This is a genomic window from Actinocatenispora rupis, assembly GCF_016861975.1.
Classification (GTDB): Bacteria; Actinomycetota; Actinomycetes; order Mycobacteriales; family Micromonosporaceae; genus Actinocatenispora; species Actinocatenispora rupis.
This window is the reverse complement of the sequence record NZ_BOMB01000021.1, coordinates 150,058-172,407: the sequence shown is the minus strand read 5'-3', so window position 1 is coordinate 172,407 and position 22,350 is coordinate 150,058. Positions and strand designations below refer to the sequence as shown.

General features: G+C 74.3%; 19 protein-coding genes. 8 read left to right on the top strand and 11 right to left on the bottom strand.

Annotation, left to right across the window (positions count from 1 at the left end; all coding sequences use genetic code 11):
* Positions 1 to 11 precede the first annotated feature (11 nt).
* The 3 genes from Aru02nite_RS18735 to Aru02nite_RS18725 all read right to left on the bottom strand — a co-directional run bounded on the left by Aru02nite_RS18735 (position 12) and on the right by Aru02nite_RS18725 (position 3,979).
* Positions 12 to 1,370 (bottom strand): CU044_5270 family protein, encoded by a 1,359-nt coding sequence (locus Aru02nite_RS18735; RefSeq protein WP_203659367.1) that lies wholly within the window; start codon positions 1,368 to 1,370, stop codon positions 12 to 14.
* Positions 1,363 to 1,998, bottom strand: coding sequence for an RNA polymerase sigma factor (locus Aru02nite_RS18730; RefSeq protein WP_203659365.1), 636 nt, complete (start codon positions 1,996 to 1,998; stop codon positions 1,363 to 1,365). Before Aru02nite_RS18730 ends, Aru02nite_RS18735 begins: the two co-directional genes overlap by 8 nt.
* A 514-nt stretch (positions 1,999 to 2,512) precedes the next feature.
* A complete protein-coding gene (locus Aru02nite_RS18725) occupies positions 2,513 to 3,979 on the bottom strand; it encodes an FAD-dependent monooxygenase (RefSeq protein ID WP_203659363.1) in 1,467 nt (488 codons plus the stop codon).
* A 116-nt stretch (positions 3,980 to 4,095) separates the two neighbouring features.
* Here Aru02nite_RS18725 and Aru02nite_RS18720 point away from each other — a divergent pair, with 116 nt between their 5' ends.
* The gene (locus tag Aru02nite_RS18720) at positions 4,096 to 4,665 is read left to right on the top strand and encodes a TetR/AcrR family transcriptional regulator (RefSeq protein WP_203659361.1); all 570 of its coding nucleotides are present in this window, start codon (positions 4,096 to 4,098) and stop codon (positions 4,663 to 4,665) included.
* 44 nt (positions 4,666 to 4,709) lie between these two features.
* Here Aru02nite_RS18720 and Aru02nite_RS18715 read toward each other — a convergent pair whose 3' ends face one another.
* Complete coding sequence (locus Aru02nite_RS18715; protein WP_203659359.1) at positions 4,710 to 5,870, bottom strand: S53 family peptidase; 1,161 nt, start codon at positions 5,868 to 5,870, stop codon at positions 4,710 to 4,712.
* On the bottom strand, positions 5,867 to 8,029 hold the full coding sequence (locus Aru02nite_RS18710) for a hypothetical protein (protein WP_203659357.1): 2,163 nt from the start codon (positions 8,027 to 8,029) through the stop codon (positions 5,867 to 5,869). Before Aru02nite_RS18710 ends, Aru02nite_RS18715 begins: the two co-directional genes overlap by 4 nt.
* A gap of 190 nt (positions 8,030 to 8,219) precedes the next feature.
* Between Aru02nite_RS18710 and Aru02nite_RS18705 the strand changes: the two genes are divergently transcribed.
* From Aru02nite_RS18705 to Aru02nite_RS18685, 5 genes are all read left to right on the top strand, one after another.
* Positions 8,220 to 10,205 (top strand): DUF6923 family protein, encoded by a 1,986-nt coding sequence (locus Aru02nite_RS18705; RefSeq protein ID WP_203659355.1) that lies wholly within the window; start codon positions 8,220 to 8,222, stop codon positions 10,203 to 10,205.
* Positions 10,206 to 10,295: 90 nt separating this feature from the next.
* Positions 10,296 to 10,745 carry a peptide-methionine (R)-S-oxide reductase MsrB gene (gene msrB, locus Aru02nite_RS18700; protein WP_203659353.1) on the top strand — a complete coding sequence of 150 codons (450 nt, stop codon included), beginning with the start codon at positions 10,296 to 10,298 and terminating at the stop codon, positions 10,743 to 10,745.
* A gap of 76 nt (positions 10,746 to 10,821) precedes the next feature.
* Complete coding sequence (locus Aru02nite_RS18695; RefSeq protein ID WP_203659351.1) at positions 10,822 to 11,259, top strand: GNAT family N-acetyltransferase; 438 nt, start codon at positions 10,822 to 10,824, stop codon at positions 11,257 to 11,259.
* A 156-nt stretch (positions 11,260 to 11,415) separates the two neighbouring features.
* Positions 11,416 to 12,756, top strand: coding sequence for a C1 family peptidase (locus Aru02nite_RS18690; RefSeq protein WP_203659349.1), 1,341 nt, complete (start codon positions 11,416 to 11,418; stop codon positions 12,754 to 12,756).
* 436 nt (positions 12,757 to 13,192) lie between these two features.
* Positions 13,193 to 13,573, top strand: coding sequence for a VOC family protein (locus tag Aru02nite_RS18685; RefSeq protein WP_203659347.1), 381 nt, complete (start codon positions 13,193 to 13,195; stop codon positions 13,571 to 13,573).
* Positions 13,574 to 13,640: 67 nt separating this feature from the next.
* On the opposite strand, the gene Aru02nite_RS18680 is transcribed toward Aru02nite_RS18685, so the two are convergent.
* The 4 genes from Aru02nite_RS18680 to hemE are packed head-to-tail and all read right to left on the bottom strand — an operon-like array spanning position 13,641 to position 17,507.
* Positions 13,641 to 14,321, bottom strand: coding sequence for a helix-turn-helix transcriptional regulator (locus tag Aru02nite_RS18680; protein ID WP_203659345.1), 681 nt, complete (start codon positions 14,319 to 14,321; stop codon positions 13,641 to 13,643).
* Positions 14,322 to 14,352: 31 nt separating this feature from the next.
* Positions 14,353 to 15,066: a hydrogen peroxide-dependent heme synthase gene (gene hemQ / locus Aru02nite_RS18675; protein ID WP_203659343.1), complete on the bottom strand. Its 714-nt coding sequence runs from the start codon at positions 15,064 to 15,066 to the stop codon at positions 14,353 to 14,355.
* Entirely contained in the window at positions 15,056 to 16,432 is a 1,377-nt protein-coding gene (gene hemG, locus Aru02nite_RS18670) for a protoporphyrinogen oxidase (protein WP_203659341.1), read from the bottom strand. Before hemG ends, hemQ begins: the two co-directional genes overlap by 11 nt.
* 31 nt (positions 16,433 to 16,463) lie before the next feature.
* Positions 16,464 to 17,507: a uroporphyrinogen decarboxylase gene (gene hemE, locus Aru02nite_RS18665; protein WP_203659339.1), complete on the bottom strand. Its 1,044-nt coding sequence runs from the start codon at positions 17,505 to 17,507 to the stop codon at positions 16,464 to 16,466.
* Between the two features lie 98 nt (positions 17,508 to 17,605).
* On the opposite strand from hemE, the gene Aru02nite_RS18660 reads away from it, so the two are divergent.
* Positions 17,606 to 18,163, top strand: coding sequence for a DUF3000 domain-containing protein (locus Aru02nite_RS18660; RefSeq protein ID WP_203659337.1), 558 nt, complete (start codon positions 17,606 to 17,608; stop codon positions 18,161 to 18,163).
* A 61-nt stretch (positions 18,164 to 18,224) separates the two neighbouring features.
* Here Aru02nite_RS18660 and Aru02nite_RS18655 read toward each other — a convergent pair whose 3' ends face one another.
* Together Aru02nite_RS18655 and Aru02nite_RS18650 are read right to left on the bottom strand one after the other, a co-directional pair.
* The gene (locus Aru02nite_RS18655; RefSeq protein ID WP_203659335.1) at positions 18,225 to 19,100 is read right to left on the bottom strand and encodes a coiled-coil domain-containing protein; all 876 of its coding nucleotides are present in this window, start codon (positions 19,098 to 19,100) and stop codon (positions 18,225 to 18,227) included.
* Between the two features lie 130 nt (positions 19,101 to 19,230).
* Entirely contained in the window at positions 19,231 to 20,268 is a 1,038-nt protein-coding gene (locus tag Aru02nite_RS18650) for a S1C family serine protease (RefSeq protein ID WP_203659333.1), read from the bottom strand.
* Positions 20,269 to 20,919: 651 nt separating this feature from the next.
* Here Aru02nite_RS18650 and Aru02nite_RS18645 point away from each other — a divergent pair.
* Positions 20,920 to 22,335, top strand: coding sequence for an HRDC domain-containing protein (locus Aru02nite_RS18645; RefSeq protein WP_203659331.1), 1,416 nt, complete (start codon positions 20,920 to 20,922; stop codon positions 22,333 to 22,335).
* Positions 22,336 to 22,350: the final 15 nt, after the last annotated feature.

Below are 22,350 nucleotides of genomic sequence, written 5' to 3'. Positions count from 1 at the left end.
GGGGCACCCGGTCAGTCGCCGACCCGGTCGGCCACCGACACCGACAGGGCCGCCGAGTCCAGCACCGTCCCCTCCGGTACCGCGCCCGATCCGGTCTGTACCAACCGGAACCCAATGTACTGCCCGGACGCCGGGTCGATGATCACGTCCCGCCGGTACCCGACGGCCTCGATGCCGAGCGCGGTGCCGCGCCTGCCGTCCAGGTTCGCGAACCTCTCCGTCACCGTCAGGTGCGGCAGCAACGCGAGCGTCCGGTACAGCGTGGCGCGCCGGTCCGCGGGCACGATCCCGCTCTGCAGCAACAGTTGCGCGCGTTGCAGCACGTAGTCCTCGCTGTCCGGGCTCAGCCGCTGCCCGTCCAGCATCAGCGCCAGCAGCCGCCTCGGATCCGTCGGCAGCGTCGCCAGCAGCGCCGCCGTCGGCTGCTTCCAGTCCTTCGTACGGTCGCACCGCGCGGCGTGGTGCGCGTACACGGCGAAGAAGTCGCCGCAGCGCGCGGACCAGCGGCCGTCCGGATCGCCGTCGGACTGCGGCCGGACGCCGTGCCTCGCCGCGTCCACCGCGTTGCCCACCAGCCACGTGGTCCCGCCGATGCGGCGGTTGTCCTGCACCCACGTACCGCCGTCGTCCGCCGGCACCCAGGTACGGCTCTGCCGCGTGGTCCGGTACGCGAAGTCGCCCGGCATGTTCGTGGCCTGGCCGACCGTCGTCACCCGGTTCGTGACCACCAGGTACTGGCCCGGCCCCGGCTGCTCCCCCGTACCCGCGGACACGTTGCGGGCGGCGGTGTTCAGCGTGCCCGCCGCCGGAACCGCCGGCACCGGCCGGGACGTACCGGTGCCGTGGTCGCCGCCGAACGGGTCGGCCACCGCGATCCCGGCCGCGGCGAGCACCGCGACACCGGCCGCGACCGCCGCGTACGGCCAGCGCCGGCGCCGCTGCCGCTGCGGCCTTCCCGCCGGCGTGACGACCGGGTCGGCGGCGGTCTCGGCGGCGAGCGCCTCCGCCAGCGCGGTACGCACCCGGCTCAGGTCACCCCGCCCACCGCGCGCCGCAGTGCCAGCGTGCGACGCGGTTCCGTTGTACAGCACGCTTTCGTTGTGTGGCCCGGTGTGCGGTGCGGTGCTGGCGGGCGACGCGGTTTCGCTGTGCAGCGCGGTTTCGTTGCCTGGCGCGGTGCCGGCGTGCAGCGCGGTTTCGTTGTGTAGCACAGTTTCGTTTGCAGGCGCGGTGCCGGCGTTCAGCACGGTTTCGTTGTGCAGCGCGGTGTCGGCGGGCGGCGCGCTTTCGGGGTGCAGGGCGCGGAGCGCGTCGTCCAGCTCCGGCTCGGTCCAGAGCGTACGCACGGGGTCGGTCTGCCGGTCAGTCATCGGTGCGGTCCTCACGGTCGGTGGGTGCGGTGGTGGGGGCGTGGCTGCGCAACCAGCGGCGCACCCGGTGCAGCCGGGACCGCACCGTGCCGGCCGGGATGTCCAGTGCCGCACCGATCTCGCCCGCCGTCAGCCCGGCCCAGCTCGTCAGCAGCAGTACCTCGCGGTCGCCGGGCGTCAGCTCGGCCAGCGCCGCGGCGAGCTGCCCGACCCGCTGCTGCGCGTCCACCCGGGCGCTCACCGCCTCGGCGTGGTCCTCCCCCACCCCCGCCTGGTACGCCAGCCGCGCGGTGGCGCGCAGCGCCCGCACCTCCCCGCGTACGTGGTGGCGCAGCAGGTTCGCGGCGATCCCGTACAGCCAGGCGCGGACGCCGGCACGGGCCGGGTCGTACCCCCGCCGGCCGCGCAGCGCCGCCAGGAACGTCTCCGCCACCACGTCCTCCGCCGCCGACGTACCGATCCGCCGCGCCAGGTAGTGGTGCAGCGCCTCGGCGTGCTCGTCGAACAACCGGCCGAACGTGGCGGTCAGGTCCGGCCCGGCCAGTCCCGCCAGATCCGGCCGGTCGGCGTCGGGCGGGCTGCCCACCTCGGGCGGGTCGTCCCCGGCCCGGGTCGTTCTCGCGTACAACCGTCGTCCCTTCCCGCGGCGGTGGCCGCGTGTACGGTCCGCGCTCGTCGTCCGAGCGGACGTGTCACGAGCTGCTTGCCCGTACGGCCGCGGGGTGTTCACGCGCCGATGATGCGCCAGGGCACGCGGAGCCGGCTCACCCGCCGGCGTCGAGGGCGCCGCCGCCGAACCCGACGGCAGTTGGGAGGCCACCGTCGCCGGCCGCCCCGCACCCCGGCTCGGCGGCGGCTCGGGGCGGGCACGGTGCCGGCGCTGGGGCCGGCGGACGCGGACCGCCACCCGTCACCAGGCCGCGACGCGGCACCCCTGCTCGGGCCGGCTCGGGGCGGGCACGGTGTCAGCGGCGGACGCGGACCGCCACCCGTCAGCGGACGCCACGTCCGCCGCGGCGACCCGCACACCGTGACGCCGATGCGCCGATCCGGCCCGGTACACCGCGACGCGTCAGCGCACGCATGAGGCGTGGAGGTGGGCAGAGCGGGCTCTGCACGCCGCCACGCATCGAGTACCTGGGTCAGGCGACCGGGGTTGCGGCCGGGCGGCCCACCCAGCGGGCGAGCGCGGCGGCCAGCCCCGGGTCCGCCCCGTCCGTACCGTCGCTCGCGTACGCGACGTATCCGTCCGGGCGGACCAGCAGCGTGTCCCGGCGCCCGTCGGCCCAGTGCGCCACCCGTACGCCGTCGACCGGCGCCGGGCTGACGTCCGCCGGGGTGACGAGCACGAACGTCCGCGCGCGGAGCGCCTCGTACAGGCGAGTGCCGGCGAGGGGCAGGTCGGGGGCCCGGCGGCCGGTGAGCCGGTGCGTGCCGCGCGGTGCCGGGTAGTGGATGCCGATGCCGGTGATCTGGTCCCGGACCCGGCGGTTCACCGGCCCGATCCGCCCGACGAGTCCGGCGGCGGCGGCGCGCACCGCCCGGCGTACGGGGGTGGCGGCGACGGCGAGCCGCATCATGGTGCCGCTGCTGCGGAGTACGGACCGGCCGACGGGCCACCGCTCCGCCTGGTACGTGTCGAGCAGCCCGGCCGGCGCCGTGCCGTGTACCGCGGCGGCCAGCTTCCAGCTGAGGTTGGCGGCGTCCTGGAGTCCGGTGTTCATGCCCTGGCCGCCGGCGGGGGTGTGCACGTGCGCGGCGTCGCCGGCGAGGAACACCCGGCCGACCCGGTACTCGGGCGACTGCCGCTCGTCGCTGCCGAACCGGGACAGCCAGCGCGGGTCGTGCATGCCGTAGTCGGTGCCGTGCGTGCGCAGGAGTACGTCGCGGATCTGGTCGAGGGTGACCGGCGCGGAGGTCGGCAGGTCGTTGCCCTTGTCCATCCCCATCACCCGGTACCAGCCGTCGCCGAACGACGCGACGAGCGCCAGCGCCTTCCCCGCTCCCTTGGCCAGGAGTACGTCACCGGTCGGCGGCGTGGTCATGCGTACGTCGGCCAGCATGATCGAACGGACCGCGGTGTCGCCGGGGAACGGCAGCCCGAGCAGCTGGCGTACGGCGCTGCGGTGGCCGTCCGCGCCGACCACGTACCGGGCGCGGACGGTGGCGACGCCGATCTTGGCGGTCACCCCGGTCGCGTCCTGCCGCAGCGCGGTCAGCCCGGCGTCGTGCACGATCGTCGCCCCGGCCCGCTCGGCGCGCGCCCGCAGCACCCGCTCCACCTCGTACTGCGGGACGGTCAGCAGGTACGGGAAGCGGCTCGGCAGGGTGGTGAGGTCGAGGTCGGCGGCGAGGAACAGCTGGAGGTCGCCGATGGTGCCGCCGGCGGCGACCAGCTCGTCGGCGAGGCCGCGGGCGTCGAGCTGTTCGAGGGTACGGGCGTGCACGGTGAACGCGCGGGACAGGTTGCTGACGGTGTCGGGCCGGCGCTCGGCGACGGTGACGGCGACGCCGGCGGCGGCGAGGTCGCCGGCGAGCAGCAGGCCGGTGGGTCCGGCGCCGACGACGAGCACGTCGGTGGTGGCGGGTACGGGGCGGCTGTCCGACATGACGTCCTCCGAAGTATGCCAACGGTTGTTGGTCAACATCTGTTGGCAACATAGGACGAGCCGCCCACCGATGTCAACGCTTGTGGGCAAACACGTGTTGGCATACAGTCGTGGGCATGACTGCCGAGAATCGACCGCGCCGCTCGTACGCCACCCGGGCCGCGATCCTCGCCGCCGCCCGCGAGCGCTTCGCCGTCGACGGGTACGAGCGGGCCACTATCCGCGCCATCGCCCGCGACGCGGCCATCGACCCGTCCATGGTCATGCGGTACTACGGCAGCAAGGAGAAGCTGTTCGCCGCGGCGTCCGAACTGGAGCTGCGGCTGCCGGCGGCGGACGGGATACCGCCCGGCGAGATCGGTACCACGCTGGTCGGGCACTTCCTCGACCACTGGGAGGCCGACGGCACGCTCGCCGCGATGCTGCGGGTCGGCGTCACCAACCCGGCCGGCGCCGAACGCCTGCGCGAGGTGATGGCCCAGCAACTCGGGCCGTACGTGGCGGCGCTGTGTCCGGACCCGGCCGAGGCGCCGCGGCGCGCCGCGCTGGTGGCCACCCAGATGCTCGGCGTCGCGCTCTGCCGGTACGTGCTGCGCCTGCCGCCCGTCGCCGACCTGACCCGCGCCGAGATCGTCGCCTGGCTGGCCCCCACCGTCGAGCGGTACGCCACCGCCGCGCACCCCTGACCCGGGGTGCCCGCAAGAAGTCGCGGACGCCCCGGGTCGGCGGATCAGAAGGCGCCGAGTCCGTCCGGCGTACCGTTCCCGGTCGGCCCGTCGTACCCGGGCAGGGCGGTGCACTGGTAGTCGCCGCCGCAGTCGGCCCGGTCCGTACCGTTGGCGCCGCCGACGACGTCGGTGAGCCCGGCCGTGCCGTACAGGTGGGCGGCGGTGGCGAAGCGGTCGGGATGGCCGGCGAGGGCGGTGATCCCGGCGACCACGGGCGCCGCCGCGCTGGTACCGCCGACCACGGTCCAGCCCGCGCCGTCGTGCGCGTCGTACACGGCGAGGCCGGTGTCGGGGTCGGCGACGGCGGCCACGTCGGCGACCATCCGGCCGGGACAGTTCGGGTCGTGCTGCCAGGACGGCTTCGCGATCCACGCCGAGCAGCCGGATCCGGCCCCGGACCACGCCGTCTCGTGCCACCCGTCCCCGGTACGGGTCAGCGTCGTGCCGCCGACCGCGACCACCGAGTCGTACGCCGCGGGGACGTTCGGCTGCCCGTAGCCGTCGTCGCCGGACGACACGACCATCGCCACCCCCGCATGCCGGTACGAGCCGGCCAGGCGCGGCGCGTCGCCGTTCTCCCGCGCGCCGTAGCTGTTGGAGACCACAGTGGCGCCGAGCGCGACGGCCGTGTCGACCGCCGCCGCCATGTCGTCGACCCCGGGGCTGTCCGCCTCGACCAGCAGCAGGTGGCAGTCCGGGCAGACCGCCGACACGGCGTCCAGGTCGAGCGAGATCTCCACACCCCACCCGGCATCGGCCGGCAGCGGGGACGCCCGCCCCGCCTGGTTCACCTTCCGGAAGCAGCCGTTGCCGGTCGTACACGCGGGAAGGCCGTAGTGGTCGCGGTACACCGCCAGGTCCGCCTCCGCGCCGGCGTCGTCGCCCGCGTCGACGATCGCCACCGTCCGCCCGTCCCCGCCGCCCACCGGCAGCCGGTACGCGGAACGCAGGTCGGCCGGGCCGTACCCGGCGGGCGTGCCGGTGGCGGCGCGGACCGTACCGGTGCGGATCTCGGCGAAGCAGCGCACCTGCCCCGGTCGCGCCGGACCGCACGCGTCCCGGGCCCCGGGCGTACCGGCGTGCGCGGTGGTGACGCCGGCGAGTACGGGCAGGGCGAGGGCGGCGAGCACCACCGCGGTACGGCGCATGCGCGTGCCCCTCATCGGTCGGCCACCGTGTACGCGGCGGTCACGGTCTGGGTGATGCTGCCGCCGAGCGCGTCGGCGGCGCGTACCCGCAGGGCGGGCGAGGTGCCGGGCGCCGGGTTGGGCCAGCTCACCGCGTACCGGCCGGCGGTGCCGGTGACGGTCGCCGCGGTCCAGTGTGCGCCGCCGTCGGTGGACACGTCGACCCGGACGTCGGTAACGGGCGCGCGCGAGCCCGCCCCGCCGTACGTGAGGTGGCCGACGTCCAGCCGCATCCGCGCGGTGGCGCCGCCCAGCCGGTTGCGCTCGTCGCCGCCCAGCCGGTACCCGAGGGTGAGCGCCGGCAGGATCCGGCACGGCGTGTCCGCGGACTGGCCGCCGCAGGTGTCGTCGACCGGCAGCAGGTCACCGGATCCCGGCCGGTACGGCACGGACACGTCGGTGCGCGTCACCGTGGACTGGCCGACCCCGGCGACCGCGCCGAGGTCCTGGTCGTACACGACGCGGTAGGTGGCGGGTTCGGCCGGCACACCGGTCACCCGCACGATGGAGCGGCCGTCGACCGTACCGAGTGAGGTGCCGTCGCGGTACACGGTGAGGTGCGCGGCGAGCCCCTTGCCGCCGGGGCTGCCCGCGTGCCCGGCCGTACTGTCGGTCCAGCCGTCGAGCCCCAGCGACAGCGTGTCGCCGGCGGCGCAGGCACCGCAGTCGGCCGTACCGTCCTGGCTGACGAACCCCGGCACGAGCGGCCCGTGGTACCAGTCCACCGCGTACTCCCGGCCGGCGGTGACGTGCTGAACGTCGCCGAACATCGGCTGGTTGGCCGGGGTGAGCGCGGCCTGCCGCCACCCGCCGCCGTCCGCGGTCCCGAGGTACTGCGTGACGGTGCCGGGCATGCTCTGCGCCGGCGACGGGATCAGCAGCGCCGCCACCCCGCCGAGTACGTCGTCCGCGACGCCGGCGTAGAGCATGCCCGGGGCGGGGTCGCCCGCGGCCGGGTCGGCGGAGAACCGGTGTCGTACCACGGCGAGCCGGGTCGCGTCGACCGTCAGGTGCTGGTCCGCCGGTACGTCCGGGAACGGGAACGCCACGTCGTACCGGTACGGCCGGGCCGGGTCGGTGCCGAGCCCGGACCACTGCACCACGTAGTGCAGCGCGCCGGTGGTGGGCGCCGGCTGCGCGTTGACGTACACGGGGCTGCCGTCGCTGGTGGCGGCCTCGACGAAGCTGCGGCCGGTGGCGTCCCGCCGGGCGTACAGGAGGTTGACGAGGGCTGGGGTGGTCGGCCGCGGGGCGGTCACGGTGACCGGGACGGTCGAGTCCCGTTCGTCCAGGGCGACCTCGCCGCTGTCGCCGACGGTGACGTCGTTGCGCGCGACGAGCCGGGTCTCGGTGAGCCGGCCGCCGTCGTCGTAGTGGCCGAACATGGTCGACACGTCGTAGTGGCCGGCCGGTACGTTGATGCGCGCCTCGCCGTCGACCGCCAGTACGCCGGCGTCGACCCGGCGCAGGTCGTCCACGTTGCAGACGAAGACGTACATGGTGGCCGGCGCGCCGTCCCGGTCGGTGACGTGCACCGTCAACGTCCTCAGCGGGTACTTCGGTTGCACCGCAACGGTTCCTCCCCCGGTACGGCGGACCCCGGCAAGCCCGGGGAGCCCGCCCGTGCCGGGCCGCCGACCCGCGCGTACGTCCGCGGCGAGGCCCGCGCGCAGTGCCCCGGCGAACCGCCGCCCCGCGCTGACGTACCCGGTGGCGGTGTGGCCGCTGGTGCCGGTGAGGGTGACGCCGGGCGGCGCGACGGGCGCGTGCCCCGCGGCGTACGTGAGGGTCAGGGTGCGGGGCGCGCCGGCTGCCAGCGCGGTCACGTCGAACAGCGCCGGGTCGAGCAGCCGCCCCAGGTACGGCTGGGCGACGGCCGGCACGACGTGCAGGTGCCCGTCCGCCGTCGTGTACTGGTGGGCGCCGTCGACCCGGGACCGCAGCAGCGCCGGGCGTCCGGGCGTCGCGACGACCTGGTCGCCGGTGACGAGGGTGACGGTGGTGGCGGCCGGCGGGGCGGTGGCGAGCCGCGGTGTGCTGCCGGCCGCGGCGGGGCCGACGGCGACGGCGCCGGCCACGAGGGCACCCGCGGCGAGGGCCGCGGCGAGGGTGCGGCGCGTTCGGAACCGGGGCACGGCCCCGGCTGATCCGCGTGTCGTACGCACAGGGAATCCCGTCTGTGAGGGGGATCTGACGTGTCTGCTTGCCCGCGGCGGCCGGAGGTGTTCACGCGAATCGGCGCGGCCCGACTGTCCCAAATTACGGCCTTGACCGTAAACCGGCCCGGCGCTACGGTCCTGGGCACGCCGTACCGGGAGGTCCCTCATGCGTCGCCGCATCCTCGCCGTACTCGCCGCGCTCGCCGCGGTGCTGTTGCCCGCCGTGCCCGCCCACGCGGCACCGCCGGGCACGTTCACCGATCTCGGTGCGAAGGTCACCGGGCTGACGATCATGCAGGGCGTCCTGGGCAAGGACGCCGCCGGCAACGACGCCCTCTACGCGGTCCCCGCCGGGGAGAACGCCGCGCTCAACGTCGTCGACGCGCGCAGCCACACGCTGGAGAAGACGGTGCCGCTGCCCGGCGCGTCCGGCGCCTGGGCGATCACCGTCGCCTCCGACGGCACCGTGTACGTCGGCAGCTACTCCAACGCCCACCTGTACGCGTACCACCCGGCCAGCGGTGCGGTCGACGACCTCGGCCAGCCCGTCGCGGGCGAGCAGTTCCTGTACGGCCTGACCGCCGGCGACGACGGCGTCGTGTACGGCGGGACGTACCCGCACGCGCACGCGTTCCGGTACGACCCGGCGGCCGGCTACACCGACTACGGTTCGCTCGACCCGGTGCAGCAGTACGCCCGGTCCGCCGCGTACGACCCGGTCGACAAGGTGCTGTACGTGGGGCTCGCGACACCGAAGGCGCGGCTGTTCCGGATCGACGTGACGACCGGAGCGCACACCGAGGTGACGCCGGCCGGCCTGACCGGCAACGGCTTCTCGGATCTCAACTACGCCAACGGAATCCTCTTCGGCAACGTCGACTCGAAGCTCGTCACGTTCGACGCCGCCACCGGTACCCAGCTGTCCATAGTGGACGGTGACGCCGGCACGACCGCCACGACGTACGGGATGACGGGCCGGGGCGTGTCGCCGGGCCGGGACGGGAAGGTCTGGTTCACCGCCGCCGGCAACGTCATCGCCAGCTACGACACCGCCACGCACACCGCCCGCAAGGCCACCGTGAACGGCAGCCCGGTGGTGTCCGGCCGCGGCGCCGGCATCGGGTACGGCTGGGGTTCCGACGGCCTGCTCTACGCCCTGGCCGGCAACTACTCCGGCGGCACGTTCTCGTTCGACCCGGCCACGGGCAAGCTGACCAGCTGGACCTCGCCCTTCGCGTACGTCCCGGCGCCGCTCGCCGACGTGCTCGCCGGACCCGACGGAACGGTGTGGTTGAGCGCGTTCCTCAACGGCCAGACCGCCGCGTACGACCCGGCCACCGGCGTCACCACCCAATCCGTACGCCTCGGTCAGGTCGAGGACTGGGCCTTCGACGGCGACACCCTCTACGCCGGCATCTACCCGTACGGGAAGGTGACGGCGTGGCAGCCCGGCGGTACCGCGAAGGACCTGTTCAGCCTGGAGGACTCGGACCAGCAGAACCGGCCCGTCGCCGTCGTCCCGCACGACGGCACGCTCTACGTCGGCACCACCCCCGGCTACGGCGTCCACGGCGGCGCGCTCACCACGTACGACCTCGGCAGCGGCGCACTGTCGGTGCACCGCAACGTGGTCCAGGACCAGACCGTCGCCGCGCTGGCGTTCGACGGGGGCACGCTGTGGGGCGGCTCGTCCATCGACGGCGGCCAGGGCACCACCCCGATCGCCGAGGAGGCGGTGCTGTTCTCGTGGGATCCGAGCACCGGGCAGAAGACCGGGACGTACACGCCGGTGCCGGGGGCGCGCAGCATCAACGCGCTCACCGTCGGGCCGGACGGGCGGCTGTGGGGCCTCGCCGACGGCACCCTGTTCGTGTTCGACCCGCACACCCACGCGGTCAAGCGCACCACCCGGATCTTCCCCGGTACGACCGGCGCGCAGGACGGCGCGCTCGTCTGGCACCCCGACGGCAACCTGTACGGCGTCACCGGCGGGCGACTGTTCCGGATCGACCCGCACAACGCCGAGGCGACCGTACTGCGTGACCACGGTCTGCTCCGGCTCACCCTGGGCGCCGACGGCACCATGTACACGCTGCTCGCCCCGGACGGGTACACCAACCAGACCGACCTCGCGAGCTACCGACCGCACTGACGCGTCCCCGGGCCGGGCGGTGGATGCACCGCCCGGCCCCGGTACGCCGGACCGGGGCGGGTGCGCCGCCGCCCGACGTACGGTGGGGGCATGAGCGAGCAACCCGGATCCGAGACCACGCCGGCCCCCGACACCAAGCTCCGGGACCTGCCGGCCAGCGAGGCCGAGTGGCGCGAGCGGCTCAGCCCCGCGGAGTACGCGGTGCTGCGCGAGGCGGGCACCGAGCGCCCCTTCACCGGGGAGTACGTGGACACGAAGACCGAGGGTGTCTACCGGTGCCGGGCCTGCGGCGCCGAACTGTTCCGCAGCGATACCAAGTTCGAGTCGCACTGCGGGTGGCCGTCGTTCTTCTCGCCGCTGGCCGGCGACTCGGTGCGGCTGCTGCGCGACAGCACCCTCGGCATGGAACGCGTCGAGGTCCGCTGCGCCCGCTGCGACTCGCACCTCGGCCACGTGTTCGAGGGCGAGGGCTACGACACCCCCACCGACCAGCGGTACTGCATCAACTCCGTCTCCCTCACCCTGGAACCGCGCAGCTGAGCCGTTCCCGGGCGAACCGCACCGACCGCCGCTGCCCCCGGACGCCCCGGTACCGGCCGGTCGTAGGCTCGGCTGCGTGCGTGAGCTGACACCGCGGCGGGCGACGTTCGCCGAGCTGACCCCGGCCGAGCTGTACCGGATCCTGCGGTTGCGGGTGGACGTGTTCGTGGTCGAGCAGGACTGCCCGTACCCGGAGCTGGACGGCCGGGACACCGAACCCGACGCCCTGCACCTCTGGTACGAGCGGGACGGAGCCGTCGCGGCGTACCTGCGGGTGCTCGCGGAGCCGGACGGCGGCGCCCGGATCGGCCGGGTCTGCACCTCCCCCGACGCCCGCGGCGCCGGACTCGCCGGCAGGCTGATCGACGCCGCCCTCGCCGAGATCGGCGACCGCCGCACCGTACTCGGCGCGCAGAGCCACCTGACCGATTTCTACGCGCGGCACGGTTTTCGTCCCGACGGCCCCGGGTACCTGGAGGACGGCATCCCCCACACTCCGATGGTCCGGGACTGATTCCCGACACCCGCGCCGCGTGACATCGACGAACTTCGACGTAGGGTCGTACCGGTGTCCCGACGACGGGTGCCGAGGGCCGCAGGTCCCGGAGCCGGGCAGAGCCACCACAGCTCGACATCCGGGTGCCCCCAGCCCGGCGAAAGGAGTCGGTACATGCCCGCAGGTAGCCAGGGCGCCGTCGGCGCCGAGGACATCGAACTGCTGCGCAAGCAGTTCGCCGCGAACCCGGCGTACCGGGTGGCGCAGAACGCGCTGGCGACGACGCCCGTCGACGAGGTCGCGCTGGACCGCGCGGTGGTCAACGCCACCGACCACTCGATGTCGCACCAGCTCGACGACTGGAAGGTCACCGACCAGCAGAAGTCCGGTCGCTGCTGGCTGTTCGCCGGGCTGAACCTGCTGCGCGTCGGCGCCAAGCGCAAGCTGAACCTGGCCGACTTCGAGTTCTCCCAGAACCACCTGATGTTCTGGGACAAGTTCGAGCGGGCCAACTACTTCCTTGAGGCCATCCTCGACACCGCCGACCGCGACCGTGACGACCGTACCGTCGCGCACCTCCTCGAACACGTCGCCGACGACGGCGGCCAGTGGAACATGTTCGTCGCGCTGGTCGACAAGCACGGCCTCGTACCCAAGTCGGTCATGCCGGAAACCCAGTCGTCCGGCAACACCGCCCGGCTCAACGGCACCCTTCGCAAGGTCCTGCGCGAAGGGGCGCACACCCTCCGCGGTCTCGCCGCCGCCGGCGACACCGACGCCGTACGCGACGGCAAACGCGACGTGCTCGCCGTCGTCTGGCGCGTCCTCGCCATCCACCTCGGCACCCCGCCCGAGACGTTCGACTGGCAGTGGCTCGACAAGGACAAGGAATTCCACCGCGACGGGGTGCTCACCCCGCGCGAGTTCGCCGAGAAGTACGTCGACGTGCCGCTCGACGAGTACGTGTGCCTCGTACACGACCCGCGCGCCACCAGCCCCACCGGCCGCACCTTCACCGTCGAGTACCTCGGAAACGTGCTCGGCGGGCCGCGCGTCACGTACCTCAACGTCGACATCGACGTCATCAAGGACGCCGCCGCCAAGACCATCTCCGGCGGCGAACCCGTCTGGTTCGGCTGCGACGTGGCCCAACAATTCGCCCGCAAGCCCGGACTCTGGGACGCCGACCTCATCGACTACGAGTCCGTCTACGGCGCCACGTTCGGCCTCGACAAGGCCGCACGCCTTGAGTACCACGAGTCCGCCATGACCCACGCCATGCTCTTCACCGGCGTCGACATCCTCGACGGCACACCCCGCCGCTGGCGCGTCGAAAACTCGTGGGGCGACGAGATCGGCCAGGACGGCTACTTCACCATGAACGACTCCTGGTTCGACGAGTACGTCTTCGAGATCGCCGCCCGGCGTGACCTCCTCCCCGCCGCGCTCCAGGAAGCGCTCGCCGCCGAACCCATCGTGCTGCCCGCCTGGGACCCCATGGGGGCGCTCGCCTGAGTCGCAGCACCAGCCGTCACACCAGGTCGCCGCCGGACACGTCACGTGCCTGGCGGCGACCTTTTTCGTACGGCGGGATGTGTTGCGGCGGTTGGGTTCTCGCGGGGTGGCGTGGCCTCGCAGGGTGACGTGGTCTCGCGGGGTGACGTGGCCTCGCGGGGCGCGCGGGCGCGGGGGCGCGGGGGCGTGGGGGCGCGGGGGCGCGCGGTGATGGCGCGGGGTGGCTGTGGGGCGACCGTGGGGGCGGTTGGCGGTCACAAATCGATTGTCCAATTGTGCACTTGTTCAACTGTGCACTTGTTGAACAAGTGCACAGTTGAACAGTCTCACCGAGTGCAACCATGCCGACGCGTCACGTCAGCGCACCCCACCCCCGCCGAACACCACGTCCGATTCGTTCAATCGACCCCCGCCGCCCGAACCGTACGGTCGGGTCATGACCACGAACCTGACCGCGATCGGCCTGGTGACAAGGGATCTGGCCGCGTCGCTCGCCTTCTACCGTCTGCTCGGCGTCGAGGTACCGGAGGACGCGGCCGGGCCGCACGCCGAGGCCACGCTGCCGAGCGGGCTGCGGCTGATGTGGGACACCGTCGATCTGGTACGCAGCCTGGATCGGTCGTGGGAGCCGCCGTCGGGCGGTGTCCGGGTCGGTCTGTGTTTCGAGTGCGCGGACGCCGCCGCGGTGGACGACTTGTACCGGACGCTGACGGGCGCCGGCCACGTGGGCCATCTGGCGCCGTTCGACGCCCCGTGGGGCCAGCGGTACGCGAGTGTGCGTGACCCGGACGGCAACGGCGTCGACCTGTTCGCCTGACCCCGGCCGGCATCCCGTAAGCAACGGAACCGTTGGCGCGCAACGGATCCCGCAGGCAGCGGAGCGCTCAGCCGGCGAGCAGCACGCTGGGTGGTACTCCGCTGAGCGCGCGTGTGTCGCGGGTGAGGTGGGCCTGGTCGGCGTACCCGGTGTCGGCGGCGACGGCGGCGAGGTCGCGGCCGCCGCGGGCGAGGTCGAGTGCGGCGTTCAGCCGGAGGATCCGGTGCAGTGTCTTCGCGCCGTACCCGAAGGCGGCGAGGCATCGCCGGTGCAGCTGCCGTTCGCTGAGGTGTACGGCACGCGCGACGTCACGTACGGCGGCACCGGCGGCGACCCGCCGGACGATCTCGCCGACGAGCGGGTCGGGTGGGGGTGCCTCGCCGGCGACGGCGGTCTCGATCGCGCGGGCGGGGTCGGGGGCGGCGGCGATGAGCGCGGTGAGCCGCCGGATCCGCGCGGCCGGCCACATGGCGGACAGCGGCACCCGCGCGTCCCGCAGTTCGTCCGCTGGTACGCCGAGGATCGCGGGGCCGACGCCGGGCCGGAACCGGATCGCCGCGTACCGGGTGCCGGGCGGGCTGTGGACCTGTTGCGCGCGGGTGTCCGGTCCGGCGACGAGCAGGTCGCCGTCGGACCAGATCAGGTCCATGCAGCCGTCGGGCAGGACCCGGAAGTCGGAGCCGGCCGGGCCGACGTCCCGCGACCACAGCAGGACGCCGGGCAGCAGGGACCGGCGCTCGACGTACATGAGGATGTTGTACCGCTTGGGTCCGACAGGGTTACGGCAGCGCGGCGACGATGTCCGCGATGTCCCGGCGCCGGCCGGTGTGGAACGGGATCTCCACCCGGGTGTGCCGCCGCGCCGTCGCGGCCCGCAGTTCCCGCATCAGGTCGACGATGCGGTGCAGTTCGTCGGCCTCGAACGCGAGGACCCACTCGTGGTCGCCGAGCGCGAACGCCGGCACCGTGTTCGCCCGTACGTCGGGGAAGTCGCGCGCCATCTTCCCGTGCTCGGCGAGCATGAACCGCCGCTCTTCGTCGGGCAGCAGGTACCACTCGTACGACCGGTCGAAGGGGTAGACGGCGACGTAGTTCTTGGGCTCCTCGCCGGACAGGAACGCCGGCAGGTGGCTCTTGTTGAACTCGGCGGGCCGGTGCACCGCCATCGCCGACCACGTCGGCGTCAGGTACCGGCCGAGCTGGGTGCGGCGCAGCGCGCCGAACGCCTCCTGCAGCGCGTCCGGATCCTCGGCGTGCCACCAGACCATCAGGTCCGCGCCCGCCCGCAGCGCCGACACGTCGTACGTGCCGCGCACCTCGACGCCCTTGTCCGGCAGCGCCGCGAGCAGGTTGGCGACCTCGTTCGTCAGTTCGTCGCGCAGCGGCGGCAGCGGCGCGTTCGCCGCGAACACCGACCACATCGTGTACCGGACGGTGGAGTTCAGCTCGCGGATGCGGGCGGCGTTGGGGTTGCTGGGGTTCTCAGTGGGCATCGTGCAGTTCTCCTGTGATGGTGTCGGCGGCGGCGTAGCCGGACCGTACGCAGGCCGGCACGCCCACCCCGTCGTACGCGGCGCCGGCCAGTGCCAGCGTCGGATGCTCGGCCAGCCCTGCCCGCGCGCGGGCGATCCGGTCCAGGTGGCCCGGCCCGTACTGCGGGAGGCCGCCGCCCCACCGCCGGACCGTACTCCCGACCGGGGTGGGCAGCCGCTCCCCCAGTACCGCGGAGAGGTCCGCGCGGGCGAGCGCGACCAGCTCGTCGTCGTCGCGTTGCAGCACCCGGGTCTCGCCGTACCGGCCGAGCGACAGCCGTACCAGCGAACGGCCCGGCACGGCCAGATGCGGCCACTTGCGGCCGACGAACGTCGCCGCCTTGATCGCGTACCCCTCGGTCGCCGGCACCAGGAACCCGGACGCCTCCGGCAGCACGTCGCCGGGGAGTACGAGGGTGACGAGGGCGATGCTCGCGTAGTCGAGCACGCCGACCTCCGCCGCGACCGCGGGCGCGAAGCCGGTCAGCAGCCGCGCCGCCGGACGCGCCGGTACGGCCAGGACCACCGCGTCGGCGTCCAGCGGCTCCGGATCACGAGTCGACCCGACCGTCAGCCGCCAGCCGTCCGGTGTCGGAGCCAGCTCGCGTACCGGAAGGTCCAGCCGCGGCGTCACGTCCGCGGCGGCGGCGACCGCCTCGGCCAGCGCGGACAGCCCACCGGCGACCACCCCGAACGCGGGGCCACCGACCGCGGGCGTGTCCCGCTGCGCCGCCCGTACCGCGCCGGACAGGGTCGACTCGTGCTGCGCCGCCTCGTACAGGGCGGGCAGGGTCACGGCCAGCGACAGGTCGTCGGCGCGGCCCGCGTACACCCCGCCGAGGAGCGGGTCGACCAGCCGGTCCACGATCTCGTCCCCGTACCGGGAGCGGACGAGGGCACCGACGGCGATGTCCGCAGCCGGCGCGACCAGCGGCCCCGGGGTCACCGGCGCCGGCTCCGGCAACGCGTACGCGGGGGCGGTGCCGTCCAGCGCGGCCGGATCGGCCGGAATGCCCATCAGCGTGCCGCGCGGCACCGGCACCGTACGCCCGCCGACGACGATCCCCGCCGCCAACGGCGCCGGATGTACCAGCGGGCCCAGGCCGACCTCGGCGGCCAGCTCCGCCACGACCGGGTCGCGCAGCAGGATCGACTCGGCGCCCTGCTCGACCCGGGCGCCCGCCACCTCGCCGGTCGCGAGCTTCCCGCCGACCCGGCCGGACTGGTCGAGCAGCGTGATCCGCACACCCGCGCCGAGCCGCCGGCGCAACCGCAGCGCCGCGCTCAGACCACTGATCCCGGCCCCGACGATCGCCACATGTGCCACGCACCCATCATCGCGTGACCCCGGGAACGGGCTACGCCGGGGGCAGCGCGTGCACCAGCTCGACCACCCGGGCCAGCGCGTCCGGATCGGTCTCCGGCAGTACGCCGTGGCCCAGGTTGAACACGTGCCCCGGCGTGCCGTCGCCCTCCGCGCAGATCCGCCGCACCTCGGCCTCCAGCACCGGCCACGGCGCCAGCAGCAGCGCCGGATCCAGGTTGCCCTGCACGGCACGGTCCGGGCCGACCGCGGCCGACGCCTGGTCCAGCGGCGTACGCCAGTCGGCGCCGACCACCGTCGCGCCCGCCTCCGCCATCGCCGGCAGCAGATGCCCCGTACCGACACCGAAGTGGATCCGCGGCAGGTCCGGCGCAACCGCCGCGACCGCGGACAACACGGCCGCCGAGTGCGGCGCCACGTACCGCCGGTAGTCGGCCTCGGACAGCGCGCCCGCCCACGAGTCGAACAGCTGCACCGCCGACACCCCCGCCGCCACCTGCACCCGCAGGAACTCGACGGTGATCTGCACCAGCCGCTCGCACAGCGCGTGCCACACCTCCGGCGCGCCGTGCATCAGCGCCTTCGTCCGCGCGTGGCTGCGCGACGGCCCGCCCTCCACCAGGTAGCTCGCGAGCGTGAACGGCGCGCCCGCGAACCCGATCAGCGGCGTGTCGCCCAGCTCCGCGGTCAGCAGCCGCACCGACTCCGCCACGTGCGCCACCTGGTCGGCGGCCAGCGGCCGGATCGCCGCGACCGCGTCCGCGTCCCGGACCGGCTCGGCGATCACGGGACCGACGCCGGGCTGGATGTCCACGTCCACGCCCGCCGCCGCCAGCGGTACGACGATGTCCGAGAACAGGATCGCCGCGTCCACGCCGAGCCGACGCACGGGCTGGAGCGTGATCTCCGCGACCATCTCCGGGCGCCGGCACGACTCCAGCATCGTCGTGCCCTCGCGCAGCTTCCGGTACTCGGGCAGTGAACGGCCCGCCTGCCGCATAAACCACACCGGTCGCCGGGTCACGGACTCGCGCCGGCACGCGCGCAGGAACTCAGACGTGGTACTCATCGCCGTCATCCTCGCACGGGCCCCCGACACGGATTCCGGTACACCGGCGCGGCGCCGCACCGGCGTGCCGTGCCGGTACGGGCGCTCGTGGCGCATAGGCTCGGGGCATGGCGCCGTCGACCGTGCTGCCCCCCGAAACGTTCACGCGCGCCGTGCAGGGGCTGAATTCGGTAGAGCCTCGGGCAGAGATCCTGCTTGAGGAGTTTCCGGCACCCAAAAAACTCGCCCCGTACTCGTTCGCGCTCGGCGCCACGGTGCTGCGCGACGGCGACGAGGTGTCGACCGGGCGGCTGATCCTGCTGCACGACCCGGACGGTCACCCGGCCTGGGCCGGCACGCTTCGCCTCGTCACGTACATCACGGCGGAGATCGAACCGGAACTCGCCGCCGACCCGCTGCTGCCCGGCGTCGGCTGGAGCTGGCTGATCGACGCGCTGGAGGCGCACGGCGCGGAGTACACGGCGATCGGCGGCACCGTCACCCAGACCACCTCCACCCGGTACGGCGATCTCGCGGGACCGCCGGCCACCGCCGACCTGGAGATCCGGGCGTCGTGGACCCCGGAGTCCACCGACCTCGGCGTACATCTGGAGGCGTGGTGCGGGTTGCTGTCGTCGACGGCCGGCCTGCCGCCGCCCGGCGTGTCCGCCCTCGCCACGTCCTGACCGACCGCCGTCGACCCCGGACACGGTCGTGGCGCCCACCCGCGGGCGCCACGACCACCACTCACTTCAGGTACTGGTCGGCTTCCTTGCACGGCGCGTCGAGCTCCTTGAGGAGCTTCCTCGTCTTCGCCTGGTCGCCCTTGCCGGACGCGACGATCGCCTGCTCCAGCAGGCCCAGGCACTTCGCGATGGTGTCGCGCTGCTTGGTCAGGTCGCTGTTCTGGTTCTTGGCGCCGGACAGGTCCTGCTTGGCCTTGTCCCGCTCCTTCTTCGTGTCGTCGAGCTGCTTGTTCAGATCGTCGATCTTGGTCTTCTGACCGTCGATCGTGTTCTGCCGGTCGGCCGCGACCTTCTTCTCGCTGGTCAGGTCACCGCTCTTCGACACGTACAGCACGGTCATGGTGGCGGAGAGGATCAGGAAGACCGCGGCGGCCGCGGCCAGCACCGGGATCCACGGGCCACGCTTGCGCTCGCTCGGATCCGGGGCGAACCGGTTCGCCGGCGGCGGGCCGCCCGGGGCACCGGGGCCACCCGGGCCGACGGTCGGCATGACCGTGGTGTGCTGCGCGCCGTCACCGAACTGGCCGGAGTCCGGCGGCGTGAACGGCGCGGTCTGCTGCGGACCGCCGTATCCGGGGCCGCTGGACGGGGCGGCCGGGCCGCTGACCGGCGCACCGAAGCCCGGCGCACCGCTCGTCGGCGGCTGCGGGCCGAACCCCGGCTGCGGCGGCTGCTCGCCGAACCCGGGCTGGGGCGGCTGCTCCCCGTACCCCGGCTGGGGCGGCTGCTCACCGTACGCCGGCTGGGGCGGCTGGCCGTACTGCGGGCCGTACGGATCGGCGGGCGGCTGGTTGTTCGGCTGGCCCCCGCCCCAACCCGGCTGCGGGTTGTTGTTCGGCGGGTACGGCCCGCCGGGTCCGATTCCCGGCTGGCTCATGACGCGACTCCTCCTCCACGGGGCACGGCCCCGGTGTCCTTGCTGATGCCCCACGTACCGCCGATGGTCGCGGACGGGCGCCAGTCCGCTGCCGTACGGCCGGGTGGGGTGCCCGATCGACCACTGCCGATCATGACCCGCACACCGAGAACTTGTCACACGGCACCGAGATCGGGATGGCCAGGCCGATCCCCTCGGCGTCCCGGGCCTTCTCCGTGGCGATGCCGACGACCTCACCCTTGGCGTTCATCACCGGGCCGCCCGAGTTGCCCGGGTTGATCGCCGCATCGAACTGGATGAACTTCTCACCGCTACCCGGCACGTCACGCTGCGCCGAACTGACGACACCGGTGGTGACCGAATCGTTCAGTCCCAGCGGGGAACCGACCACGACCACCGGCTCGCCCGGCTGTACCGGCTTGCTGACCCGGTTCAGCTTGTCGAACTTCTCGTCGGTCTGCAGCACCGCGATGTCCAGATCCTTGTCGTACTGGGTGACCGTCGCCGGGAACGTGCTGCTGCCCCGCTGCAACTTCACGCTCTTGCTGCCGGAGTCGATCAACGGCTGCACCACGTGGTCGTTGGTCAGCAGATACGACCCGCCGCCCGGCGCCGGCCCGATCACGAACGAGCTGCCGGTGTAGTCGCCCGCCACCACCTGGAACACGCTCGGCAACACCTTCTTGGCCACCGACGCGGCGTCCAGCGAACTCTCCTCCAGCGCCTTGACCGTGCCCTCCAGTGCCTTCAACCGCTTGTCGTTGCTGCTCTGCGCCGCCGACTGGGCCTGCTTCTGGTCGTTCAGCGCCGAATGCGTCTGCACCAGCAGCACCGTCTGCGCGACCGCCACCGCGAGCAGCACGCACGCCAGCACCAGCGCGACCCGCGCGATCCGGCCGGGACGCGGCGCCGGCGCCCAACCGCCCGGCTGCTGTCCGGGCGTCGCGGACCACGGGTTCGGCGTGCCCGCCCAGGTCTGCGGTCCGGCCGGCGGCTGCCCCGGCCCGTTCTCGCCGGTCCATGCCGTCTGCGGCGCACCGGCCTGACCCATCGGGTACGCCCCGGTCTGCCCCGGCATCCCCGCCTGCCCCGCGTACTCGCCGCCGCCCGGTCCCGGCATCGCCCCGGGCTGGGCGCCGACGGGAGTCGGTGCGGCGGTGGACGCCATGCTCGGCCACCCGGCGGTCTGGTCCGCACCCGGACCGGACGCCGGCGACTGCCCCGGTACGCCGGGCGTCGGGCCGCCCTGCCCGTACCCCGGACCAGCGGGGCCGGAGGCCGGGGCCGCAGGACCGGAGGTCGGGGCGGCAGGGCCGTATCCCGGACCGCCAGGGGCGGAAGTCGGGGCGGCGGGGCCGGATGTCGGGCCGAGCGGTCCGGGGCCGGAGGTGGGCCCGGACGGGGCGGGACCGGCGGGGCCCGATGCACCGGGCTGGCCGTACGCCGGGGGCTGCGGCGGGATGTCACCGGGCAGCGGTGGCGGCGGTACGGAGCCGGCGTCGGGTTCCTGCGGGGCTCCGGGCGCGCCGGCGTCACCGGACGACGGGGGCGACACGCGCTGGGTCCGGTCCGTGCCGTACTGCTGGTCGGCGGGCGCCGGGTCGCCGGGCGGTGCGGGTGCCGCGGGCGTACCGGGCTGCGGGTCCGGCCGGCCACCCGGCGGATACGGATCGGTCATCTGGGTTGTCGTCCTCCCCTGAACGCGGCCCGCGCGCGGGCGGGCCCGGACCCGGCCGCGCGTACCCACGCGCCGCTGTCCGCCGGCACACGGTATCGGTCGCCCGCCAGTACCGGAAAGCACGGGCAGTGGCCCGATCGGATGCCAGGCGGGAAAGCCGCCACAATCCCCCGCCGTACGGGAGAAATCCCCCGCCCGATCGAGGCCGGCCGGAAATACCTGGCGGTTGACCCGTACGGTGAGCGGGTGGTCGACGGATCAACTCCGGTACGTCGGGACGCCACCCCGGATCCGTCCGCGGCCGCTGCGGGCGAGGGGGGCGCCCCCGACGACCGTACCGACAAGGCGTCCGACGCCGTCCTGCTGCGCGAGCCGGGCGACGGCATCCCCGAGCCCATCGGCGACCCGGCCGTGCTCGCGTCGACGGTGGCGCGGTTCGCCGGCGGTGCCGGGCCGGTCGCGATCGACGCCGAGCGGGCCTCGGGCTACCGGTACAGCCAGCGGGCGTACCTGGTGCAGTTGCGGCGGGCGGGCGCGGGCACGGCGCTGATCGACCCGGTTCCGTTGACCGCGGCCGGCACCGACCTGACCGACCTGTCCACCGCGCTCGCCGACACCGAGTGGGTACTGCACGCGGCGAGTCAGGACCTGCCCTGCCTGGCGGAGCTGAACCTGCGGCCGACCCGGCTGTTCGACACCGAGCTGGCGGCGCGGCTCGCCGGCTTCGACCGCGTCGGGCTGGGCGCCATCACCGAGCGGCTGCTCGGCTACGCGCTGGAGAAGCAGCATTCGGCGGCGGACTGGTCGACCCGGCCGCTGCCGGCGAGCTGGCTGGCGTACGCGGCGCTCGACGTGGAGCTGCTGGTCGAGTTGCGCGACGCGCTGGCCGCCGAGCTGGACCGGCAGGGCAAGGCGGAGTGGGCGGCGCAGGAGTTCGCGGCGCTGGTCGTGGGCCTGCCGACCCGGCCGCGCCCGGAGCCGTGGCGCCGCACCTCCGGCATCCACCGGGTACGCGGGGCGCGCGCGCTCGGCCGCGTCCGGTCGATGTGGACGGCGCGGGACGAGGTGGCGCGCCGGCGTGACGTGGCGCCCGGCCGGGTGCTGCCGGACGCGGCGATCGTGGCCGCCGCGCAGGCCGATCCGGGCGACGAGCAGAGCCTGCTGGCCGTACCGGGGTTCGGCACCCGCGGCGCCCGCCGCCAGCTCGGTACGTGGCTGGCCGCGCTGCGCGAGGCCCGTACGACGCCGGATGGCGAGCTGCCAGCGACGAGCGTGCCGACCGACGGCCCGCCCCCGCCGCACCGGTGGGCGGAGCGCGACCCGGCGGCGGCGTCCCGGCTGGTGCACTGCCGTGCCGCGGTCGCCGAGATCGCGGCGGCCAACACCCTGCCGACGGAGAACCTGATCGCGCCGGACACGGTGCGCCGGCTGGCCTGGGCCCCGCCCGTACCGGCGGACCGGGAGGCGGTCGCCGCGTTCCTGACCGGGCACGGCGCCCGGCGCTGGCAGGTGGAGCTGACCGCGGACGCGCTCACCGCGGCCCTCGCGGAGGCCTGACCGTCCCGCTGTGAC